The following is a 24153-nucleotide window of genomic DNA, read 5'->3' as shown; positions in this document are numbered from 1 at the left end:
AGCTTTATTATGCTGATATGATAAGAGGAAGATGCTGATATGAATTGATAGACTGGGTTAGTTTTAATATATTTTAGTTTTAAATTCGTAAGTTTTTTAACCATAAATGAGTTTATTTTTATAAAAAATAGTGTTAAGGAAGAAAGAGGGATACATTCAACAATTTTTAATTTAGTTTAAACTGATTTAGTGTGTAGTCATAATGTCGTCGCGAAGGTATAAATTCTGATACTAGCCCTCTCTCCCATAATACCAACGCTAATGAGTACTTCATCGTATCTAAGTTCCTATTAATTGCCTTGGTAGCCCTCTTGAACCTTACTAGCCTATCATGTAGGGATGAGTAGAGGGACTCGTTAGGATTAACTGGAGAAACAACAGTATGTTAGAGTAGGAGGAAGTACAAGTTATAATCATCAGTTACCCAAGTTTCCTTCTCTGGGAGATATTGCCTAAGTTCATTAAACGTATTCTCATCACGATTGGAGCAGGAAACATACATACCCTTGGTAGAGAAGAGAAATCCAGTAAAAACCCACTTGTAGAATGCTTTCAAATAGGTCTACATTTTATTTTAACACCTTCACCCACTACATCCCTAGCCTTACTCTAAAGTTCAGCTAACTTCTCATACTTTCTCTTACCATACCTCTTGATCCACGTGAAAACAGTACCTAAAGGCACTTTTAGAACTTAAAATAGCCCTCATGATCATACTATTTCTAAAGCCTTCTCCCTTACACTTTCATCATAACGATGCTTAGCACCCTCAAGGAATTGCCTACCACAATTCCTATAAAGATACTCTTGCTTACCCCTCACCTTTTTTAACTACATGATTACTACCACATGAGGGACAAGTTGTCTCTCTATAAACTGGTTTTTTACCCATAGTAATACTTTCATTATACAAGTATTTATACCTTCATGACGATATTATGAACACATTCCAAAAGAGCAGGGATAACTTTTTAAAGGGGTAATTATAATTTTTTACTGTGTATAAAATGAGCAAATCTCCATACAAATTTGAATCTGAAATACATCATTTAAGACTAAAGCATCATATCAAAAGAGTAGATTCTACAAAGGTCGATATATCCATTACTGAGTAATGAGGGGGTGTTTTTTAATGGGTATATTCACCCCCGAGGTAGAGGCTACTATAGACTATGTACTAAAACTTAACAAGAAAGTAGAGTTTCAATATAAGCCGTTAGTCAAGGATATGAAGAATTTGTGTTCAATATCTAATATATTAGGAAGCTTAAAGAAGATTAGGAGCGATATGGAGGTGACGAGAAGTTTAGAGGATGATGTGAGAGAGTTATTAGGTGCAGAGAAGGCTGAGAATAAATGCATTGAGGACATATGTGGTAGGGCAGATTTTATGAAGGATAATATACCAGGTGAGATAAAAACAGTAAACCAAGAAAGTCCCAATAAGTTTGAGGTAATCGACAAAGGAAAGAAACAGGCTGGAATGTATTCATGGCTATACAATACGAGGTTTGCTTACCTGGCAATAGCTGAATATAAGATTGATGAAGAAAAAGGAGAAACGTTATTAACTAAATTAACGCTTTACAAGGTCGTTTTAAAATCTAGAATTAATATAGAAGAACTTAAAGAAATATGTATCAAGATTAAGGAAAGTAAAGCAATAATAGATAAGGAGGTGTTATCATGATAAGCTTCAATCAAGTTTACGTTATGATGAGTGATAAGCTAATTGATGATTACCCTACAGTGATACTGAGAGCTAGAGATAAGTACATTTACATAGGTCTATATTGTTTCGATGATAATGCTGAGAGGATGAGGATAAATGAAGTTTTGAAGTTTCTACAATCGTTGGAGAAAAAAGAGGATGCTAGGATTGAATTGGTATCTGATAGAGAAAATGAGATATTATCTCATCTAATATTATCTGAAATGAGAAGGTGGAGAAGGAATAATCATGATAATAGGCTGAGGTGGTTGAAATATCAGTAATTCTAGCTGAAATATTTGTAATACCAGAGACTGATACAATAATTCCACCATTTAGTAGCAAGATTGGGAAGAGTTTGCTTTCTAATCCTAAGAACGTTTCAATATCTCCACTTAAGTTTAATGGGAAGTATTTGATTAAGTACTCAAATGTTCCCACCTTTCTGGAAGTTTACGCAAACAAGGTTTATTCTTTTGAGGTTGGGGGAAATAAGGAGGAGGTTCTCATGGCTCTTTCGAATTTGGAGAATAAGCGATTGTTCAATACTTTATGGGTAGTTCATAACGTCAAAATTGATGAAATAAGAGTTAATAGAGTTAAAGAATTCGAAATGGAAGTTTTAACTCCTGCGCTATTAGTTAATCCTTTCTTTAAGACAAAGAGGAAGATCTTCACTAATAAGGCATCGTATATATTCTTTACGAATCTGCTAGATGTAACAGGTTTTAAGCGAGGTGATGAAATGTTACATAAAGCCATTTCACTTCTCGATTCTTCATTGTGGGAGGAGCCATCAATTATGAAATATGCTAAAGTAATTTACGCTGGAAATGAAATTATAGGTATGGTGGGTAAGTTGAGGTATAGTGTTGTTAATGAAGAGGATATCGTCTTTAAGGTTATTGAGAATGCGATAGCTAAGGGTATAGGGTCTTCGAGGAGGAATGGTTTTGGTAGGGTTAGAATTAGGATAAATGGTGATGGTTGATGGTAATTTTGGTTTCCCCTTTCATAAGTACCATGGACTTCATCTTAAGAGAGGTGTATAGAAGTATTAACGTTAAATTGGTTAAGGCATTAACTTATGGAGATTCCTCAGATGTTAAAATGTTAGAGAGCATTTTGGGGAAACTTAATGTGAGGTTAGAGATTATTTCGCTGGAGAAGGGTGGTGATATTTGGAATGATGTAGCTAGGATAATTAGGGGTATAAAGAAGAATAATAATGGGAACTACATTTTGTTGCTTACTCCGGAAGATGCGAAAGTTGATGTTGCTATGATTTTGTCTTTCATTATTCTGGGGAAGAACGCTAATGTAGTGGTTTACTCTGATAGTCTGACTAGAGCTGAACTGGATATGGACTCTTTCAAAGGTGTTAGTCTCAGTAAGAATGAGATGAGTGTAATAAGAGCAATATCACAGAACCTATATACGATTGATAAAATAGCTTCTGCGACAAAGATAAGTAGAGCTACGGTTTATAGGAGCTTAAAGAGGTTAGAGGAGATGAGGTTAATTGTTAAGAAGGATAAGAAGTATGAGATCACTCCTAAAGGTTACTTTATGTTAGAGACTTGTCAATAAAGAAGCTGTTAGCGTTATTAATACTCATAAAGGTGTAAGATAGTTTATGTAAAAAATTCAATAATTTATTATTTTAGTTACTAGAGAAGAGTGTGAAACATCTCAATTCTTAACGTTGATTCTACGAATAGTTCTGATTGAGAGGATAACCTTAATTTTCAGATGCTCCAAAAAATGAAGGAATGGATGTATGTTTATACGTACACATGGAAAATAATAGTTCATGTTTGGAGATTAAGTATGTCTTTCCTGAGATATGATAATTAAGAAAAATTTTCCCGCTTAACTGCACTGTTATCCATTTTGCTCATTTAGGTAATTATAAAGTATAGATATCATTTCTGCCCTAATCTTGAATAGTTCTGAGAACTCATTATCGCTGATGGGCTCTCCATTACTGTACTTATTGCTGAGTTGCATTTCCATGTTTAGAATCCTGGATTTTCCTAATAGGGTTTCCTCAATTTTTGAAAGGGGTATTGGGGAATCGAATTTCTTTTTAACTTCATCTTCAATTACGTAAGTGAACCTCTTCAACATGGGATAATCATCAAATCTATCACTGTAACTGACTATGACTTCTTCATTACCTTTCGTTTTCATTAAAATTTGATTAACGATATTGGAAATATCATTAATCATTTTTTTCCTGTCTGACATTGAATAAATTTTTGTCTGCCCATTGTAAGTTATGGAGAACTTATCTAGGTAGCTGTCAATTATTATTAAGTCAGGTAGGCTTTTTGACACTAATTTGCCTTCTATCTTAATTACATCACATAAATAATATACATACCGTTTCGCTAACGCCTTTACTTTATCCAGTTCTTTGTGAATTTCATTAAATTTCAGGGGATTAATTTCATTGAGCAAAAGCAATAATCCCACATCTAAAGATGCATTATCTATGTCTTTTATGAGGGATTCACAAGTCACCTCTTTCTCTCCTACAGTAACTTTCTTATATTGCCTCAAGTGTTTTAAGAAGCCTACAGGCTCCTTTTCCCAAACCTTCAGTAGATTATGTATGATTACGTATTTGATTAAATCTATTTCAACTCCATAATTCTTTCTGAGTAAAGCGATGAGTAATCCCATGGCCTTATCTCCTTCTATAACGTCATTAGGTTCCAATTCTGAGACGTATGCGTAAGTCTTAAACTTATATGTGGGTTTGGGTAATTTTTTACAATACTCCCCCAATGAGATGTATTTGTAGTCATAAACGGGGATTTTAGTGCCATCTGAGAGGGTCACTTCCTTTATCCTTTCTCTTGACTCTATTGTCCATATTACGTCATCTGGTATTTCAGTTACCTCAACGTAGCCATTATCGGGAATTAGTAGATTTAGAGAAACTGAACTCCAAATTTTACCGTAATCTATATCACTGAAGAAATCTGGTCTTTGCCCCCACTTCCTTGAGATATCCTCGTACTTATTAATTGCACTTTTAAAACATGTTGGAAAATTTATGTTTTGCTTGTTTAGGAAAGTTGCATTTTCAAATGAAGTCTGAGTTTCTATTATCACATTTAGATCGTTTACTTTACCAGAGTAAATTACAATGCTAACGTTTTGATTATCAATTGTTCCCTTAATCCTATTTTCGACGTAATCTCTCCATGATATTTTATCGTCTAATTCATCGAAATTCGTACCATCATAAACGTAAACGTGCATGTTGCGATTTTCAACTTCATAAAATCTGCAATCTTTCAAGTTTTCTATACATTGTTCATAATCCTTTAAGGAATCGTTGTCTGAGTGGATTATCATACTTTCACTTCCCAATTTCTTCCATTCAATTAAGTCTTTTGAGATTACGAGATCTTCAATTGATAGTGGAACTATTATGCTTTCAGTTTCTTTTATCTCTTTTCTCCTTCCCTTTCTTCCTTCTCTTTGGATGAATTCAGCGACCTTATTAGGTAAACCAAAATGAATAATTCTTGTTACGTTACCGATGTCTATACCCTGAAGTAAGGTCTTCACAGTAATGACATGACTTATCTTTCCTTCTCTTAATTCGGTTTCTATTTTACTTCTGACGCCCTTACTAACACGAGAATGATGAACTGCCACATTAGTTTTCCTTGAGAGGTTTTCAGCAAAGCTTATGTTTGGTGTGAATACAATAGTTGTAGTATTAGAGTTCTCACTGCTCTTTTTAGATAAATTTAAAATAGTATCAGTATAGTCTTTGTTTATTCTTAAAATTTGTTGGGAGATTTTCGTATTTCCAATTAGCTCACTAATGTTAGGGAGCTTTATTTCCTTTTTTCCTAAAATTATGTAGTACTTATTTTTTGGTTTATAGGCTTTTCCCTCAATTATTTCGAAATTCCTGTCAGGGAAGAAGTCGATGATGTTCTTCACATTACTTAAAGTAGCGCTCATTATTATGATTCTCACATTTCTGTTGCTCCTCTTTAAGACTTCCTTTATCAGATAGAGCAAAATTGTAGCCTTATAACTGCCGTAAAAGTCCAATTCATCAATTACTATTAATTCAGTCATTGGAAAGAATGAAGATAAGGCATTTTTACCTTTTAGTCCATTTAGCACCATATCCGGATTAGTCAAAACTACTCTAGCAGTTTTGACGGATGATTTAACCTCTTTACTTGTATCCCCATCATATCTCACTACATCACCGTAAACTACGTATAGTCCGTTCTTATGTGTATTAATGCCCACATTATAGTTAGCTTGGATGTAATATCTGTAAATTCTTTGTAGTTGATCGTTAGTTAGGGCTTTTGTGGGATATATGACTAGGGAGTATGCGTCCTTTTCCAACGCATAAGCTACCCAAACTTCCGTCTTTCCACTTCCGGTTTGGGCTTTCAATACGACGTCTTTTCCATTTAATAATGCTTCTAAAGCCCTTTGTTGATGTTTGTACATTGAAAAGTTACAAAACTCTATTTTTGAATTACATTTAGATAAAATATCTGAGAATTTACATATTCCATTTCCCGAAAGACATCCATCAGCTAGTTCTTGTTCGGTTCCCTTTTCCTCAATGAGGATATAATTGAAATCAGAAAGATCCATGCAATAATTCCTTAAGCAAACAAGAATAAAAAATTTCATTAACAAGTGAGCACGTAAAGTTTTCAAATTGAACTAAATATATATTGTAATACCTAGTTTAGAAGTATTTATAAGGTGGTATGATATATTGCCATTGATCCTTATGTTTTATTTGATTCTCCTCCTACGATTTTTTACTCAATGAAATCATGAAGGTCTAGAGAGAGGGATAAGTAGTGATGGGGATTAAACCTTGTCTTCAGTCTTAGACAAGTTTAGATTGCTAGAGGTGAAACATGCAACGCCTAAAGCCTAATGTGAAAAGAGAGTCGTTCTCACCTCAAATAAGTGGGGCTTTCTGAACCACATTTTATTTTTTTGTAGCTTATTACTAGACTAGTTTATCTAATCTTGGAATCAGTCAGCTCAGCTATAATGTTCATGAAGTACTAAACGTTTTGGAAGAAAGTTAGAACATTATGCTCACTCATAAATTTCTTAAATATAGTCAGGAAGCTTCGTCCCCCTTAGATGAAGAAGTAGTTTTAAGCATAAAGTTTCAGAAAAATGAGACAGATATGACAGTATTACGATTCGTAAAGTTTAAAAACATACAGCGGGTGAATGTACATAATGTCTACTAAACAAGTTTCGAATACTGAGACCCTTTTGGATGTTGCTACTAGAATTGCCATTTCAGCTTCTAAAACAGATAACAGAGGAGAGCCAATGGTGGATTCAACTACTATTAATAACCTGTTGTCTTTCCTTCAAAGTAAAAGGAACGTAAATGAGCTATTAGTTTACATTATGCGTCAGATGGGTAGGGGGGAAATAGATAAGCAAACTGGTAAACTTCTCCTATCCAATCTTAAGGATAAGAGTACTGAGGAGGGATTAGAATTATTGGGTTACGTTAAGTGGATTTACGAAACGCTAACCTCAAAGGAGTTAAAAGTAAATGTTAATAATTTGAGTAATGTGAAGAGCTTCAAAGATTTAGTAGAGATCTTATCTAAGTAAAGGGGTTTAATGTGATGAGTTGTCAAGACTTAGATGCCATAAATACCATAGTGAAAATAGAGGGTAAGCTAGTAAATGAGACTCCATTAAGAATAGGTTCTGGTAAAACTCAGGAGTTCGAGGAGGCAACTGATAATCCAATAATGAAATACAGGGGAAAACCCTTAATACCTGGATCCACTTTAAAAGGTGCTCTAAGGAGTTTAGCTGAGTCCTATATTAATACTCTGACCGATCCCAAATATAAGGTGTTGTGTGATATTAATGAAAATGAGGAGAAGTGTTCAAGCTGTGGCAAAGATTCTTACTGTATTCCATGTATATTATTCGGCTTCAAGGATTTGTCATCTAGGGTTTACATTTTGGATTCGATTGTAGAGGATAACAGTTTTGCAATATCTCAAAGGACTATGGTAGCTATTAGCAGGGTTTTTGGAGGGCAATTACCAAAACACCTATATACGTTAGATTACGTAGAACCCAATGCCAAATTCAGTTTCACTATGATAATATATAATTTGGATATAGTAAATGGAGAAAAGGAGGAGTGGAAAAGTAAGGCTGTAGAGACAATGAAGTTTTTGTTGAAGACACTGACTTCTCAAGGTATTTTCATAGGGGCTAGGAAGAGTGTGGGTTATGGTTTAGTTAAGTTGATAGAAGGGAAGGTTTACCTCTATAAGGCTCCAAACTTATTAAACGCTCAGATTTACGACCTTGAAAAGGTGATATGATTTGGTGGATTACACTTTTATTAGAAGAGATCTGATAAAGAGGCAGACCTCCATAGAGGGTACTATAGTATTAACTGCTCCATTAAGAATAGGTTCTGGTAAGAGCAGTTTTGATCCGGCTAGTATAGCCAGAGACCCAATTCTCAGAAACGCAAATGGAGAACCAGTAATTCCAGGATCATCTTGGAAGGGGATATTTAGATCTACTGGAGAAAGGATTTTATCATCTAATAAGAACATTGAAGTATGTAGCGGAGTGGGAAGGGATCATTGTTTAAATAAGAGAAGGCTATATGATAGATTTCAACAATCCATTGTTAATGATGTTAATGAGGCTATAGAAATCTTCTGGAAATATACTTGCTTAAATTGTAAGCTATTCGGAACAATGAGCGTAGTAGGTATAGTGAGGTTCTTAGATTCCATTCCCATTACCTATTCCATAGGAATTAGGACAATGGTGGCTATAAGTAGGACTGAAGGTGCTGCAGCGAGTAAAGCATTAGTTCAAGTTGAATACGTAGAGCCAGGTTCAAAATTCACATTTCGGCTAATTGGTAATAATTTACCCAATTACGCAATAGGCTACTTACTGACGATTATGAATAGTATTCATAGTGGGATGACTCAAGTTGGAGGGCATAAAAGTAGGGGTTTTGGATTTGTCAAATTTGAGAGGCTTAAGTTCACGGATATTGGAGTTAAGAAAGTAGGAGATGAGGATATTGAGGTAAAGGATATGAACGGAACTGAAGGTGATGGTGATAAGTTCTTCGAGGCGATGAAACCGTTTATGGAGGCGTTTAATAATGCAAAGATCCCATATCCAGAGAAATGAATATACCAAGAGAAATTCTAAAGGACTTGATGGAGTAATAGAGTTAGAGCTAACTGTAAAATCGAACTATCTACATGTGGGTAGTGGAAAATATGATGTGGAATTGGTTAAACCCATAAGTAACATTGATGAGCTAGTAAATAAGGCGTTAAGTGGTTCACTACTTGACGTTCAAGATTACTTCTCTCCTTTATCGTTCGAGATGTGTAATTACAATGGCAAGGTAGTTATACCGGGCTCCAGTATTAAGGGTTTAGTGAGGTCTAGATTGGAATTATCAATTCCAGGATCTTGTTTTATAATTTCCATGAAATCTAATAGCTCATCTCAGACTTATAGGAGGATCTTTAAACCTTCACCTAGACAAAGCGATACGTTCGATCCAGAAAGATTCCCTGCTATATGTCCAGTGTGTGATCTTTTAGGAAACACTGGGTTAGCTAGTAGAGTTTCGTTCTCAGATTTCGTCATGACTTCTGGGAAAGTTGATAACGTAAGTATAAGAGGGATTATTTATGAATGTGCCGTTAAGGATTCTAAGTTTCTCGGTAGAGTAGTATTTCGCTCATTGAAACCTATTGAAATTGGCATGTTATTATATGGTTTTGGACTTAGGATTAAGGGTAATAGTTTAGTTGGGAAGACTTTACTTTTGGGCAGGTTTAAATACTCTGATAGGAGGTTTGGTAGAGTGGTTTTCTCTATTGTAAATCCTAAAGGTGATTACGTAAAGGCAGTTAACGATTTTGTTAGTAAGTTTAATCCTTTAGACTTCAATGAGGAGTGGTGAGAATTATGGTTAAGTTATGTATTAGATATGATTTAGCAGTGGAAACTGAGTGTAATGGTAAGGATTACTTATATGTGGCTGAGGTTGATATTGTGGATAATAGGATAAACTGGGGTAACATTAGGTATATTGAAATGGTGGTAAAATATGGTACTTAGAGGTAAGTTAGTTCTTCCAGATTTTGAAGTGAAATTCGTAAAATGGGACGCTGAAAAGCTAAAGAACGAAATTATAAATATTCTAGTAGGATTTGAGAATATTTCATGTGAGTTAGCGAACAATGAACAGGAAATTGCGCTCAATATTTACGCTGATATGCTATCCCTATTATATAAGGCACCAATGATAATATCCCATGCTCCCTATAAGTCAAGTGGGTATTATATATCTACAGCTTATGAGTACTTCTTCACATACGTTATATTAAGGCATTTAAAAAAGATTGATGTAAATAATGATCTTGAAGAGATCCTCTCAATTCTAGAAGATGGAAGGAAGGTCTTAAAGGAGTTATTTTCGTACGTGAACACTCTAAGGGACATTTACGAAGCTTTACTGAACACACCATCCGACACTAGACCCGGTTATAATTTCACCTCTTTAGCATCTCATTTGCAATTATCATCGATACTTGTATGGTTAGTTCAACAAAGCTCAGTGGATCTTAACTATTTAAGAATAGCTGCTTTGTTACACGATATAGGTAAGCTAATCCTTCCTGAAAGGCACGTTACGGGATCTTCTGAAATATTGGATAAGGTTATTGAAAGGTCTCAATGTCTTAAAAGCTATTTATCTAGGGTTAAGGAAATAGTTGAGGGTCATCACTCTAACCTAAATACAATACTAACTATAGCTGATAGACTAGCTGCATCTGCTGATAGGTTAAGCAAAGTTGTGGAATTCGGATTGAATAAAGAGAATCTAAGTATCAAGGAATGCTATTCCTCAAAGGTAAATTCCTACGAGTGTATTGAAAAACATGGGGAAAAGGAATACAGCGAGGCTAGCAAAATATTGTATAAATACGTTTTAGCATCTCTTCAGAATATAGAAAAGACGATCAAGGAGGAAGCTGATGCTAAATTCTTTGAATACCTTAAAATAAGTGATGATATACTTAAAGCCACTTCAAGTTTCAAAAACGAGGATCAAAAAGAAGATGAGAAAAAGAAGCCCATAGGTTATTTAGCCTATATCGACTTCCCTGGAATACAGAAATTCATTACCAATTTCCCTAACTTAAGGGATATGTCTTTCGCTAGCCTCCTAGTAGATTTTCTGACAACAGTTTACTCATTTATGCTTTTGGATAACGAATTCAGTAAGAGAGGGAAGTCCAGAATACCAGCTGAGGCTTTGTTGAGTGGATACGGCGGTCATTCTTTCATAGTAATAAGAAGTGATATTACAAATGAGGATAATAAGGAGGAGTTCATTAGAAATATTATAGTTAACAATAGGGAATTGGAAAAACTTGACCTTAAGTTAAACGTTAAAGTAGTGGAGTTCGCTTACGATAACTACGTGAGAAATTATAACGAGATCTGGGATAGCATTATTTCAAAACAGTATGATAGGTATCTTGTTAATTACACTGAGAACGTATATTCCTTAGGTTTGCATAGGGTATGTGATAATTGTGGAATAAGGCCAGCAGTAGATACTGATGAGAATCAATACTTATGTGATAGATGTTATCTTATAAGGAAGTTATCAAAGAAAAGGGGATTTTACGCCAGAGTTAACTCTCAATATATGCTTCAAAACGGTAAGACAATCCACTCCTATGAGTTTGCTAAAAAATATTTTGGAGATGAGTATCAAGAGTACGCTATGGAGTTCATTGCTGGTAATAAAAGTAAGGAGGACAATAAGTACATTTCTCTTATTAAGGCTGATGGGAATAGGGCTGGATTCATATTTAAGACATGTGCAACATTTTCAGACTACGTTGATAGAAGTTTCAGATTGGATTATGGAATTAAAAAAGCCTTCTATGAAACAATAAATGAGCTCGCAGAGGAAAATGAGGATCTCGCTTCCAGAATACTTTCCGGTGTATTGTACTTAGGTGGTGATGATATAATGATCTTAGCACCTTCCATTGTCGCAGTTCCATTTTCAGTTACACTATTCAGCAAAGCAGAAGAATATACTGGGTTCACCTTCAAGGTAGGGATTATTTCCGTAAAACCAGATCATCCTATACAGTTCGCCTACCGTGCAGTAAATGAGTTGATGGAAAGCAGTAAGATAGCTAGGGCTAACAAATCATCATTAGCTTGTATGGTGTTTTCCTCTACGTTAGCTACAGATAACGTAATCCTAACTGAGATTAATAGATATAAGAGAAAAGGAGGAGATAACTTAATGGTAGTATCCAACGATTTGAGTGATGTAAGGGAATTGTTGGAATTGTTAAAGGTGGTCTTATCAAATTCGAGCACATCTGAACCCAATTTCTTTAAGATAATATCAAACATTTATAATGAAGATAATAAGGAACTAGTTAGAGACTCATTGAGACCGTTAGAGAACCTTGTAAGCTATGCAGAGTCGAATCTCGGCACCTCTAAGTATTTCCTCGGAACATTGGCTTACATTATAACGAGAAAGGCTAAGACAGAGGACAATTACGAGAGGGAACTCATAAATCTACTGCTAAAGAATTTGAGTGAAAAAGAATGGAATATCCCGCTATACGATTACTACTTCATAGTCAAGTCCCTTAGAGTAGGCGTTGGGGGTTATTGAAAAGTGAGGTGGTATTAAATGACTTACCTTACAATAAATGTATCTATAAGAAATTTAACATCGCTAACCGTAGGTGGTGGAAGCACAATAGGCTCCGCTGATATTCCCCTAAACGTTTTTGGAGTACCTCCATCATCCCTGAAAGGCGCTATGAGAACTGCAATACACAATCTCTTACCCCCAGGATTTTCATCTTGCGGTGAAATCGAACCCAGTAACATAAAAATGAAACACAATACAAAGCCATGTGATGTTTGTTCGTTATTTGGATATCCAGACTCTAAAGATGGAGGTTGTTTCACCATAGTCTCAAATACCGATATCTCAAAAATAAATAAGTTCCTAATTACTAGGGTTTCAATAGATGATAAGACGCAGAAGGCCAAAAGAGGTAGCCTATTCACGCAGGAGGTTATTCCTCCAAATACAGAGCTCAACTTCACAATTTACTATAATCAAATATGTGGTGAGAGACTGTTAAAGTTACTATTATACTCGCTCCTAGCATTAAGGTATTGGAGATTGGGTAGAAACGCAATGATAGATGTAAAGGTCAACAACAACATATGCGTTAAAGTCAAATGCGATAGTGAGATGAATAGCATTTTGAGCTCACTCTCATCGTTCTTGTGGTGATTTGAAATGCAGTTTTCCTTAGTTAAATTGGAAGTTAAGGGATATATAACAACGCAGATGAGGAAAATCAAGAACTACTACTTCTCAGTAACCGATTACATTCCAGCTACTACATTGAGAGGTGCAATCTTAGCGGAATACTATTATCAAAAGGGAAAATTGGATTTAAACTTCTACGCATCTCCTGCCTATCCTAAAGATACGTTGCCAGCTCACTACTTCAGCCCAGCTACTAAGAGAAAAGGGAGGTGTTTCGCTGAAGTGAAGGGAATATTGAGTCAAAAGGAAAAGGAATTGGACAGTGGTGATATAGGTAAAGCGCTAAAATTGGAAGGAGAGGGAAAACCCAAAATAGGTACCCTAATAAGGCTCGTTAACGCTAACAGTGAGTGTTTAGATATGAGGGAAGGAGTAAATTACTATGAGCAATACGTTCCAGAATCGAGTATACTAATGCACGTAGCCATAGATAAGCAAACGGCATCCTCATATCACCAAATGCTATTCGCATATGAATATAAGAAGTTTGGCGATCAGATGTGGACTTTAACGTCGTCAGATAGTGAGGTTATAGACGTTATAAATAAGAGTTACATAAAAGTAGGTAGAGGGAAAAGCAGAGCGGGTAGTTTAGTCAGAGTTGAAAAGGTTAAGGATATTACGTTTGATGAACCCAAGGGATTATCTTACTGCCTTTCCCCTTGCATTCCATTACTCTTTGGAAAGGAATTCTTTAAGGTCAAAACTATTAACGGAACTCAATTAATAATAGGCGACACTTCATATTACTCTGGCTGGTTCACAACTGATAGTCTCTCCGGGCAGAAGCCAGTATTTAAGACCATAAAAGAGGGATCATTAATTTACGTGGAGAGTGGAAAGGATTTCAATAAGGTAATGCCTGGAGGTCTAAATTTCATTCTCAAGATAGACGATCTCAAATCGTTATTGGAGAAGTTAAGGTGAGAGAGAAAATGATATACATATTTAAATTAAAGTTTAATATGCCATATGGGTTCAGAGTTGGAGGAACAAAACAAGAGTCCAATTTATTGGAGGCTCTTTACCAAATTGATGAGCAAGGTTCAATTTACTATCTGATCCCCTTCAGTAGCTGGAAAGGAGTATTCAGAAGGGTTACTGAGATGCTGGTGAATAGCCAATCTCACTTTAACAATCACAGCGTAAGTGAAGACAGAGTAAACCAGATTTACACAGTCTATTCTTCAAGTATAGAGGAGTGCGTAAAGAATATTACTGATTGCGATAATGACGTAGTTAAGGTTGCCATTGCTAAAGGTATAATAAGTAAAAATGATAGGAGTCACGATAAGAAAACTGAGTTCGCTAAATTGGTGGAGATGTGGAATTGTCCAGTGGAGAAAATTTACGGAAGTGAGTATTTTGCAGGTTCCATAACAATTTCAGATAGTATTGTCTACAGTGGAGTTTTGAGTAGAACTCATGCAGTTATAGATAGGAAAAGCAAAAAGGTACTTGAAAGGCATTTGTATACAGAACATATAGTTGACGTTAACAGCGTTAACGTTAACTTAATACTGCGAGATTACATTAAGGAGTGGTTAGATACGCTCAGGTTTATGGCAAATGTTGGAACATTTATTGGTGGAAGTAAGTCTAGAGGCATTGGATACATTAAGTTGGATACGAAAGAGAGCGAATTTGCCGAAGTTAGGGATATCACTGCGAAACCCGTATTCAAACCATTAAGCGACTTGTTATAGCACTCATTTTTTAATTGTAATATTTTTTATTTATTTATTTTATTATTGTTGCTATTGTTGTAATGCCGTTATCGTCATTTTTGATGATGTTACCGCTTTTGTCTGTGCCTTTCCATTGAAACTACACGGATTTGTCACACAATCTCTCACTAATTGGTGAGCTATATGGGGTTTTCGAAATTTACAAAAATTGCGGGCAGAAATCTTCACCTTTTTAAGGGCGTGGAGAAGTCAGGAGAAAATCCACATCTAAGGTAGTCTCTGGTATAGCGTAAAAGTTCCTCGCAAATCTTCCTATTAACGCGTAATCTGGATAGAACTTAGTAATCATTCTTATTGCTTTCCTGATAACCTCTTTATATTTCCACTCCAAAACATTTCACCAATGACCAATGACATAATGATGTATTCATCTTTTGTTATTCCTTTTTCCTTGTCGTAATAGTACTTAAGATAGTCATCTATCTCCTCCTTAGAGACCTTCAATTCTTTGGCGAAATAGAATAACTCCTCCCATCTCTTCAACTCCTCTTTCCTCCCTAAATAAAACCTTCTAGGTCTTCTGTGTTGCCTATCCCACATGGTAATGTAAATGTAATTTCCAATAACCTGAAGTTTCATAACATATACTATGAATTCATAGTATATATAACTTAAGGTTAACGAGGTCGTGGAAAAACTGTTTTCTTTTTACCATAAAGTTTCTATATTTTATGAACAAATCCCTTTACAATACTTAGACCAAAATAAGAAAGACTAGAAATATCATACAAACAAAACCTTAACAAGAATACATGGGAAAAAAAGAAAAGGGGTATAGTAATAACACCAGTAAAAAGATTAGACAAGAACCCAAATCTCACCAACAATACTTTCACCTCACTCTCTGAGAATTATATAGCGCGGAAAAATTACAAAAAGAAATAAAGTGATAAAAAATGCAAAAGAACTTGAGAATCAAAACATTCCAACCAGAAACACAATACCTACACCTAACATACACAATAAAAACAACGAGAGGGAGAAAAGCAAAGAGTTAATACAAGCATACAAACAACTACTAAACAAAGGAATAAAATACGTATTCCCAAAAATCACAATAAGAAAAGACAAGAGAATAATAAAGGCAATCCTACCAAAAAAGAAAGACGTGTATAAAGAACTAAGAGAACACTTAATGAAGGAAAACAAACACAACCTAGCAAAACACTTATATAAGTAATATTAAGCTGGGAGTATAATTTAATCCCAGCATGAGGGGGATGATCGGCAAACAACTTGTGCATAAATGCACCATGTGTAGCGTGATCTCCCCCTCATTAAAACACCCCATGGTAAAAATCGAACTTGAACAATGTGGAACCCCACACGGGGTAACCACAACATATAAGTGTGATTAACATGGGGATAATAGGAATAGATATAGATAAGAAAGAATTGAAATGTTACGTGTTAAGAGATAGCAAGGGGAGGAAGACAAAATTCCAAAATAACATACAGGGCTTGAAAAAGCTAGAGGAGGAAATACAAGATGATACAGTGGTAATAGAGGCAACTGCAACTTATAGCACAAGGCTGGCATCTTGGCTAAAAATAAGAGGTCACAAGGTACTACTAATAAGCCCCAACGTACTAGCTAGAAACAAGGATCCAAGGAAGAAAAGCGATTATAATGACGCAGAGAAATTAGCAAATATGGCAAGTGAGGGAAAACCGATAGAATTAAACAACTTGAAAGAACTAGTATCATATTTAGAATTTCTTGATGGGGAGATAATAAGGTACAAGAACAGATTCAAAAGAACAATAATAATGGTAGATGATGATGACAAAATAACGAAGAAGAGATTAAGGGAAATCGTAGAGGGAAAATACGAGTATAACGAGGAGTACTTGAAGTTGCAATATGCTGAGGCTGTAATATATGAGTTAAGGGGAATAGCAAGACAGCTTCTTGAACTTGAGGATATGAAGAGGGAGTTGTTGAAGAGGATTGAGGAGGTAGTTCCTAAAGATCACGTGATCTTTACTATTCCGGGTATTGGGTTAATTACTGCTGCTGTTATTTTAGCTAGGGTTGGTGATTTCTCACGTTTTAAGAAGGCGGAGAAGTTTGTTGCTTATTGTGGTTTAGATCCTGTCACTGAGAGAAGTGGCACAAGGATTGTTTCACATGGTATTTCGAAACGTGGTGATAAGTACTTGAGGAAGATGTTTTACCTAGCTGTTTTAGGAATACTTTTGCATCGTAATAATCCAGTTATAGTTAAGTATTATGATGAGAGGAAGGATAAGGTTCCTCATAAGAAGCTTGTTGTTGCTTGCACAAGGAAGTTAGCTAGAATAGTGTGGAGTGTTTGTTATCATAATAAGCCTTTTGATCCTAATGCTTGATCTCCCCTTGCCTTGAGAGCACGAGGAATTGAGGTCCTCGTGCTCAACGGTAGTCATGAGTATGCAAAATTTTTGACAGAAAGATTTATTACTGAACGCTACATAGACCAAGCAATACACGACACATTCTCGATCCTAGAATCGTGGAGAAGAAGATTTGAAAAAGGAAAAGCTGAATACAAACCACCACTAGTAAAGAAAGCCTACGTAAGAATAAAAACAACACTAAGAAGAATTATAGGAAAAAGCGTTAGGATAACAGTCAAACCTCACGAATACATAACATACTCATGGAATAATGAGTGGTTCTCAAAGAGGGTTGAAGGCTTTGAATTAACAGAACCAATAATCAAGGAGGATAAAGTGTATTTAGTCTTCAGAAAGGAACTACAAACAACAACACCCCTAGAAGTTGTTGCCTTTGACTCAAACCTATTCTCTCTAGATGGTTATGATGGTGAGAAGTTCGTAACAGTTTCATTGAAACAACTTTATTCCTTGAAATATACAATGCAGAGGAAGAGGAGTAAGGTTCAGTCTCTAGCTTCTAAAAAATTCAAGGCTGGAAAGAGATTGTTGGTTAAGTACTCTCACCGAGAAAAGAATAGGGTTAATGACCTTGTTCATAAGCTGGCTAATCTAATTCTCTGCTTGTATCATCACCACGTTTTAGTTTTTGAAAAGCTTAATAAACAGGGAATGTTTGAGGATGCTAACGATTCTTTGTCAAGGAAGTTATCAAAGACTGTATGGAGGAAGTTGATTAATGTGTTGAAGTATAAGGCTTCATTGTATAATTGTAGGGTTGTTGAGGTGAACCCACGTTTTACATCTAGGTCTTGCCCCAGATGTGGATGGGTTAATTCCCGAATGGTTGGCAAGACCTTTAGGTGTGGGAAATGTGGGTTCACCTTAGATAGGCAATTTAACGCATCATTAAATATCTTCAAGAAGTACTTGAGTAGGTTTAACTTCAAGATGTGGGGGTTTCCTCACCCTTTTAGGGTGAGTGGGGTTATTCCCCTAATGGGACGGAGAGGGATGAACATTCGCGACTTCGGTGAAGTCCAAGGGTTGAGAGTTGAATACAAAATATATGAAATTCAATGAGACCCAAACCCCTCTAAAAGGGTTGTCTTCCCAGCATTATTTGAACCCAAGATGACGTTACATAAATCTAAATTTGAAAGTTCACCTTCACTAATCCCCTTGAAGTTCTTTAATTTAATGTTAGAAAAACCTACATGTCTCGGCTTCTCTGTAATATAGTCTACAAGATCTTTAATTACTTTAATTCTAATTAACTTTTGCTTAGATGTGAGTTCACCAGTATTCCCAGAGAAGTAAATATAACCCGAGGTTTTATTAGGTATAGGACTAATGAGAGGTTGACCGTTTATAGTTAACGTAGTTTTATCCTTCTCTACATAAATTGTAAGCTTGTAATTACCCCTAGGAATATCGATGTTGGTATTAACGCAGTCGTTTTCAGTTAGGAACAAAACTTTTTTCGAATAATTTGGATTAAAGGCGACAGCATAACCTTTAGCGTAATAATCTCCATATCCACCTAAAAACTTTCCATGACATACATGGGTGGAGAAGTTTCTCTCAGATAGGAAGCCAATAATCTGATTATCCGCTTCCCCTTCATAATATGCTTCAACTTCCATAGTAAATGGAGCTTCCACTTCTTTCTTAGAAATTATTCTAATTATGGTGTTTTTACTATTTTCTATGGAATCGCTACCGTCAAGAAGTTCAAACTGATTCTTATGGCTAGAGTCGTAATATAGTTCAAACACCTCGTAGGGATCATTTATGGGATTATCGGTCTCTATTAGAAAGAGGTCAGTTCGCTTATCAACTCTCACATATAATTTCTCTCCATCAAACCATGAATTGAGTGGATTACCTTCATCATCATAGACGTCAACTACTTTATCAAAGGTAAGTGCAATAGTTCCTTCCTTAACGTTCCTAAGTCTATATATCATAAAAATAAATTCTCGAAAAGGATTATAAGTATTGTGATCAGAGCCTGTAATTTAAACACAAAGTATATAAAATTGATGAGACCTAATTCCCAACCTTCACGGGAGCAATTTAGTGTTGTAATATACTTTATACTTTGTGGGGGTTTTTCGAGATTTACGTTACTTATTGCATTCTCTACAAGGTAAAAATAACGTTCCAAACGGATGGTTCATAAATGTCCCGCGAGGTATTTGTGAGAGTAGTAATTATTACTCTCGCTATAATCATGTTAAAAGGAGAAAGCAGTTTTTATTTATTCTTAAAAAATCACAATTCCTAACAAAAAGAAGAAAAATAATAATACCTTGTAGGCTATATCTTTCTATTTAATATTACAATCAGTACCACGATGATCAGAACTATTACAAACGCTATTAAGATCCATGGGAATAAAGGAATCCGTCCTAGAGACGAAGTTACCACTACATGAGAACTGTTGCCTAAACTTAGGCTTCCTTTCTGCAATGTGTTATTATTGCTAATTATCTCGTACTGATACTTTCCTGCCGGTACTAATATCGTTATCTTATTATACGGAAGGTGTATTATGGTTCCGTTGATTTCTAAGAGAGAGGGTTTATTCAATACGAATGCCAGAGTGGAATTCCCTTCATTTATTAATGAATTATTATCTCTATTCATCAAATTTAACATTATCAATGAGTTGTTCTCAACTTCTTCACTTTGGAACGGGTTAATTGACTCGTTTATGAACGAGTAAGGAGTTAAGTTTACATTAGCGTTAGAGTATATCACTAGATTTCCCTCTGAAGCATTAAAAAGAACTATATCGGTAAGATTTCCAATCTTGTTGAAAACCGCATATGGATAATTACCGTAAATACCAGTTTCATTTACAATGATGTAGGTCTTTCCGTAAAATATTTCAGTATACGTATTATTGCCAATAGTGGCTATTCCCACAATGTTTCTTGTAGGAAAAGTATAGAATAATGTTTCACCACCAATAATCTCTTTATTGCCTAGTAACCCACTCATATTAATAGATGGAGGATCGTTTTGATTTAAAATATCTACAGCGTTAGATAGAAGAGAGCCGTAAGACGAATTAAGTTGGTAGAAGCTATTTAAACAGACTTTCCCATCATTAAAGAAAAGTCTTCCTTGAGCTATTGACTGTGGATTTAGAATAGACTCATTATCTAGCATTGAGTTAGTGAAATACCATACGCTCCACAAAGCTTCCAGTAGCATTGTATCTCTATATAACAACATACCATCAGTGAGATTAGCTACATATCCGTTAAGTTGCATATTAGAGAGTGTATAGAACTCTATGGGATAGATGTAATTTACCATTAAATCTTCTATTTTGTTACTAATTATCATTAAATTTGCAGTTGGTATTAAAAATTCTTCATCTAATATCGTACCAATAATAAGTAGGAGAACCACTCTAATTACCGCGCTAGTAGCACTTAAGAAAGTATCTTCAAGCACACTAAAGAATGTAAATCGTACAAAGTATGCCGCTGTAGTGGCATCAATAAATAAGGTTTGGGCAAACCTCATAGCAGCGAATGCTGCCAAAATACCGGCTGCACTTGATGTAATCGCTGCAGTAGCAAAGTTCTCTCCCATTTTCTCTAGAATTTTAATTCCGAGACTTATCACATTCTCGTTTGGGTTCTCTATATTATATGCAACGCTTATTAATTGGGAGAGTAACTGATTTTGCTGTGATGGGGTTAACTTGTTAAAGTTCTGTAGGAAACATAAAACATCATAATTGGGACCTTCAATTACATTATATTTATCCTTTAGAATTGATATTATGACATGTGCAGTTTCAGATCCGTATTTAGCAGTTAGTCCAATCTCACCCTTCATTAATCCATTTATCAAACATATTATGTCCTCTGCCAGATTTGCTACATTAGTAATGGTTTCCAATAGCGGACCTATGACTAAGGCGATATAATCAGCGTAGGATAAATAAATAAATATCTTTTGTTTCCAATTATTATTATAATTATTTAAAATACAATTATACATATATGAATTTGGTCCCCACATAGCCGTTAAATATCCCAAATTTCCATATTCTGCTTCCCAAATTATGGCGTTAGCTAAAAGGATCACGTAAGGATTCGTGATAGTATAACTAGTAGAAAGTAAATTCACTGGAATAGTGGACCCCTTAGGGTATATTAGAACGTAATATATTGGATAACGCAATCCTGCACCTTGAGGTATGGCCTTTATTCCAACAAATCCACCAAGATAGGATGAGGCATTATCGTGGAGCAATAAGAGAGATGAACCATTTACAAAGAATATTAGATTATAGAATTGGCTATCGTTATAAACGCATAGGGAAAACGTTTTCACCTGATTTTCATACGATTCAAAGACTACTGTGATCTCCTTAGTTAGTAAGCCCAAAGAAACCAATACTGGAACTATTATTGGGTATGTGGGCGATATTGATGATAAATTATCGTAAGCTATTCCTTGAGAATTAGTTAAAACTGTATCGTATATTAGGTTACCCTCTTTACTGTACGATGAAAGTTTGACTACTACTGAATTGAGTGGTATAGTGGAACCAGAAGTAATATCATAATAATACGCATTTACCTCTATTTCAACTGGATTAGTTCCATATATACACGCTAAGGACCCAATGTACTGTTGCCCGTACTTTCCTTGAACAACTATTTGGAAGTTGACATTCATACCATTGAAAAATTGTATATAGATCACCTTGTTAGTACTGCCATTAAAGTAAAACGTTCCCTGCTGAGGAGATGGTATATAGTATAAAGAGGGTGCCAAATTCGAGAATGAAACTAAAGACTGAGCATTGATAATAACATCGTTGATAGAATAATTATACTTACCAGAGGATAAATATATTTTAATCTCGTTATTGGATGTTGAGAAATTGTGTCCATTTATGGTTACATTCCACATGGTCCCTTGAGGTAAGCCCTCTTCTACGAAAGTCACTGCATGAAGTGTAGACGAAAAGGTAATGAAAATCGTAGTATTGGTTATTAGTTTGATCTCACCTACAGATGGGGAAGAGGAATAGTTGGCTGGGCTTATAACTGAATATTGATAAATACCTTCTGGTAACAAAAATGAGATCTCATTAGTGTCAGTCGTCCTCATGGTACCATTTACTACTACTGACCAAGGTAATCCAGTTGGTAAACCACTTTCGATAAACGTTAAATTCAACATCTCTTTACTAACGATCTCGTTAAAGTAAACTATAACTGTAGTATTTTTATTCAAATAAATTGTCCCACTGCTGGGAGATACTTCAAATTGAGCAGGAAAAACTGATGAGCTTATGAGACTGATCGCATAAGAATATACTCCAGCGGGAAGAAGGAAGGATATCTCATTTGTTGTAGAATTAATAAATGTACCATTAACGTCAACAGCCCATCTACTACCCGTTGGCAAACCATGCTCTATAAAGGTGAGATTATAATATTTTTCAGTGGATATGAAAGAAGTATTTCCAGGAAAGATTAATCCTAAATTACCCTGTGACGCGCCAGATGTACCCTCAATACCAAAGCCATAAGTTCCAGCTGGAAAAGAAAGATTCAGATTAGATAAATTGAAAACTCCATAAATTACTCCATTAACGGTGCTATTTAATACGGGATATGTGAAATTGGTTTCGTTCATATTTATAACGGAGTATAAAAGTATGTTTTCTGCAGGGTAATATGATACATTTAGTTTATATATGTCAAAGGGACTAGTTGATGAAATAGATCCTATAATTTGTGTAGTGATTGGAATAACGGATATATTATATGGTGTTCCATTGTACTTAACGTAATATAATATCATGTAGTTACCATAATCGTCCCATTGTACCACAATATATGGATTAGGAGAATAGGGGAACATGGGGACACCTTGAACGTCTAACAAAGGTGGTATTGCACCCTGAACTGGGGAAGAATTAAAAATTTCTGGAGGACTACCTCTTAAGTTTGGCTCAGATACCCAATACGATATTGACTGATTGTTATCAATTAATGAATTAGGTGTCATGAAAAGAGAAAACAAAAATCCATCCGCGATACTTCCAGAAGTGTAAGTCCCATATGCAATAAGGGAAAGACCATTTCCGCCATAATGAGCATTAAACAAAACCATTCCGGTAGAGTGATACCAGGTTTGAGTCCCATTTCCTACTAGTTCCAATACCGGTCTTGTGCAATTGGATTTCCAGTACTCCTCTGCTCTAATTCCAGTTAAGTAAGAGGGAAATAATGCAATAGATCGTGGTCCGTTAACGTCGGTATAACCTTGATAAATAGAGGTTAAAGCTAACCTTTGGTTAAAAGTTATAATCGTAGGATCAACTTTCTGATTATTTGACGACGTAGCTACACCAGAACTTTGATAAGCAGACTGAGTCAAGGAGGGAGATATCATACTTAATAAATATACAGTTAGAAACAGTATAGAAAGAGATTTGCCTAGAGTTGCCATATTATAACCCCTTTCTCCAGATAGTTTGTCTATTTAGCCTAATATTTAAATTTCAATTTATTTTTTATTATATATTTTAAGTAATGTTTGTCATTTACTGTAACTAATCTTGGGCTCTCGTATTAACTAATATTGTCTCCGATACTCCACCTTTATAAATTAAATTAAATTATATGTAACTGCAATAAATTTTCTTATCTATTTTCAATAATAGAAAGTTAACCTTAGTTCTCAAGTAGAGAATTAAGTATGGCATATTATAATCCAAAAAATCTTTTAATATTTATTGGGTTTAAATCGTAAAAGGACAAGAATTTATTTGACGTATTAAAATTTCAAAATAAGATAAAAGCTCTACAGTGTGTTTTGTT

The 24153-nt window shown here is 35.1% G+C and carries 20 protein-coding genes and 1 pseudogene; 16 read left to right on the top strand and 5 right to left on the bottom strand.

From position 1 onward, the window contains the following. Positions 1-166: 166 nt before the first annotated feature. A pseudogene (locus V6M85_RS03085) lies at positions 167-892 on the bottom strand (transposase-like zinc-binding domain-containing protein). 240 nt (positions 893-1132) lie between these two features. On the opposite strand from V6M85_RS03085, the gene V6M85_RS03080 reads away from it, so the two are divergent. Genes V6M85_RS03080 through V6M85_RS03065 form a run of 4 tightly spaced genes read left to right on the top strand, consistent with a single transcriptional unit; the run spans position 1133 to position 3301 of the window. After that, positions 1133-1690, top strand: a complete 558-nt coding sequence (locus V6M85_RS03080) for a hypothetical protein (RefSeq protein ID WP_338602856.1) — start codon at positions 1133-1135, stop codon at positions 1688-1690. Continuing rightward, positions 1687-1995, top strand: a complete 309-nt coding sequence (locus V6M85_RS03075; RefSeq protein WP_338602854.1) for a hypothetical protein — start codon at positions 1687-1689, stop codon at positions 1993-1995. The genes V6M85_RS03080 and V6M85_RS03075 overlap by 4 nt, the downstream gene beginning before the upstream one ends. After that, positions 1977-2702 carry a CRISPR-associated endoribonuclease Cas6 gene (locus V6M85_RS03070; RefSeq protein WP_338602852.1) on the top strand — a complete coding sequence of 242 codons (726 nt, stop codon included), beginning with the start codon at positions 1977-1979 and terminating at the stop codon, positions 2700-2702. The genes V6M85_RS03075 and V6M85_RS03070 overlap by 19 nt, the downstream gene beginning before the upstream one ends. Next, a complete protein-coding gene (locus tag V6M85_RS03065; protein WP_338602850.1) occupies positions 2702-3301 on the top strand; it encodes an ArsR family transcriptional regulator in 600 nt (199 codons plus the stop codon). The genes V6M85_RS03070 and V6M85_RS03065 overlap by 1 nt, the downstream gene beginning before the upstream one ends. Positions 3302-3595: 294 nt before the next feature. Here V6M85_RS03065 and V6M85_RS03060 read toward each other — a convergent pair whose 3' ends face one another. After that, positions 3596-6361, bottom strand: coding sequence for a DEAD/DEAH box helicase (locus tag V6M85_RS03060; RefSeq protein ID WP_338602847.1), 2766 nt, complete (start codon positions 6359-6361; stop codon positions 3596-3598). A gap of 612 nt (positions 6362-6973) precedes the next feature. Between V6M85_RS03060 and V6M85_RS03055 the strand changes: the two genes are divergently transcribed. The 9 genes from V6M85_RS03055 to V6M85_RS03015 are packed head-to-tail and all read left to right on the top strand — an operon-like array spanning position 6974 to position 14863. Beyond that, positions 6974-7363, top strand: coding sequence for a hypothetical protein (locus V6M85_RS03055; protein ID WP_338602845.1), 390 nt, complete (start codon positions 6974-6976; stop codon positions 7361-7363). Positions 7364-7377: 14 nt separating this feature from the next. Beyond that, complete coding sequence (gene csx7 / locus V6M85_RS03050) at positions 7378-8097, top strand: type III CRISPR-associated RAMP protein Csx7 (protein WP_338602843.1); 720 nt, start codon at positions 7378-7380, stop codon at positions 8095-8097. Between the two features lies 1 nt (position 8098). After that, complete coding sequence (gene csx7 / locus V6M85_RS03045; RefSeq protein ID WP_338602841.1) at positions 8099-8935, top strand: type III CRISPR-associated RAMP protein Csx7; 837 nt, start codon at positions 8099-8101, stop codon at positions 8933-8935. Then, the gene (locus tag V6M85_RS03040) at positions 8907-9725 is read left to right on the top strand and encodes an RAMP superfamily CRISPR-associated protein (RefSeq protein ID WP_338602839.1); all 819 of its coding nucleotides are present in this window, start codon (positions 8907-8909) and stop codon (positions 9723-9725) included. Before csx7 (V6M85_RS03045) ends, V6M85_RS03040 begins: the two co-directional genes overlap by 29 nt. A gap of 5 nt (positions 9726-9730) precedes the next feature. Continuing rightward, positions 9731-9883, top strand: a complete 153-nt coding sequence (locus V6M85_RS03035; protein ID WP_338602837.1) for a hypothetical protein — start codon at positions 9731-9733, stop codon at positions 9881-9883. Then, positions 9873-12482 (top strand): HD domain-containing protein, encoded by a 2610-nt coding sequence (locus tag V6M85_RS03030; RefSeq protein WP_338602836.1) that lies wholly within the window; start codon positions 9873-9875, stop codon positions 12480-12482. The genes V6M85_RS03035 and V6M85_RS03030 overlap by 11 nt, the downstream gene beginning before the upstream one ends. Positions 12483-12500: 18 nt before the next feature. Beyond that, positions 12501-13118, top strand: a complete 618-nt coding sequence (locus V6M85_RS03025) for an RAMP superfamily CRISPR-associated protein (RefSeq protein WP_338602835.1) — start codon at positions 12501-12503, stop codon at positions 13116-13118. A 6-nt stretch (positions 13119-13124) separates the two neighbouring features. After that, positions 13125-14084, top strand: a complete 960-nt coding sequence (locus tag V6M85_RS03020; RefSeq protein WP_338602833.1) for a hypothetical protein — start codon at positions 13125-13127, stop codon at positions 14082-14084. Positions 14085-14092: 8 nt separating this feature from the next. Further along, entirely contained in the window at positions 14093-14863 is a 771-nt protein-coding gene (locus tag V6M85_RS03015; RefSeq protein ID WP_338602831.1) for an RAMP superfamily CRISPR-associated protein, read from the top strand. Positions 14864-15196: 333 nt separating this feature from the next. Here V6M85_RS03015 and V6M85_RS03010 read toward each other — a convergent pair whose 3' ends face one another. Further along, positions 15197-15484 carry a hypothetical protein gene (locus tag V6M85_RS03010; RefSeq protein WP_338602829.1) on the bottom strand — a complete coding sequence of 96 codons (288 nt, stop codon included), beginning with the start codon at positions 15482-15484 and terminating at the stop codon, positions 15197-15199. A 307-nt stretch (positions 15485-15791) separates the two neighbouring features. Here V6M85_RS03010 and V6M85_RS03005 point away from each other — a divergent pair, with 307 nt between their 5' ends. The 3 genes from V6M85_RS03005 to V6M85_RS02995 all read left to right on the top strand — a co-directional run bounded on the left by V6M85_RS03005 (position 15792) and on the right by V6M85_RS02995 (position 18367). Continuing rightward, positions 15792-16085 (top strand): hypothetical protein, encoded by a 294-nt coding sequence (locus tag V6M85_RS03005; protein ID WP_338602827.1) that lies wholly within the window; start codon positions 15792-15794, stop codon positions 16083-16085. Positions 16086-16264: 179 nt separating this feature from the next. Beyond that, complete coding sequence (locus tag V6M85_RS03000) at positions 16265-17257, top strand: IS110 family transposase (protein WP_338602825.1); 993 nt, start codon at positions 16265-16267, stop codon at positions 17255-17257. A 27-nt stretch (positions 17258-17284) separates the two neighbouring features. Continuing rightward, complete coding sequence (locus V6M85_RS02995) at positions 17285-18367, top strand: RNA-guided endonuclease InsQ/TnpB family protein (RefSeq protein WP_422398133.1); 1083 nt, start codon at positions 17285-17287, stop codon at positions 18365-18367. Here V6M85_RS02995 and V6M85_RS02990 read toward each other — a convergent pair. Then, on the bottom strand, positions 18361-19254 hold the full coding sequence (locus V6M85_RS02990) for a hypothetical protein (RefSeq protein ID WP_338602823.1): 894 nt from the start codon (positions 19252-19254) through the stop codon (positions 18361-18363). The two genes, V6M85_RS02995 and V6M85_RS02990, sit on opposite strands and share 7 nt — an antisense overlap. A gap of 352 nt (positions 19255-19606) precedes the next feature. Further along, positions 19607-23782, bottom strand: a complete 4176-nt coding sequence (locus V6M85_RS02985; RefSeq protein ID WP_338602820.1) for a hypothetical protein — start codon at positions 23780-23782, stop codon at positions 19607-19609. Positions 23783-24153: the final 371 nt, after the last annotated feature.

The sequence above is a fragment of the Sulfolobus tengchongensis genome (assembly GCF_036967215.1).
In the GTDB taxonomy this organism is placed as follows: domain Archaea; phylum Thermoproteota; class Thermoprotei_A; order Sulfolobales; family Sulfolobaceae; genus Saccharolobus; species Saccharolobus tengchongensis_A.
This window is presented reverse-complemented; position numbering and strand designations above follow the sequence as displayed.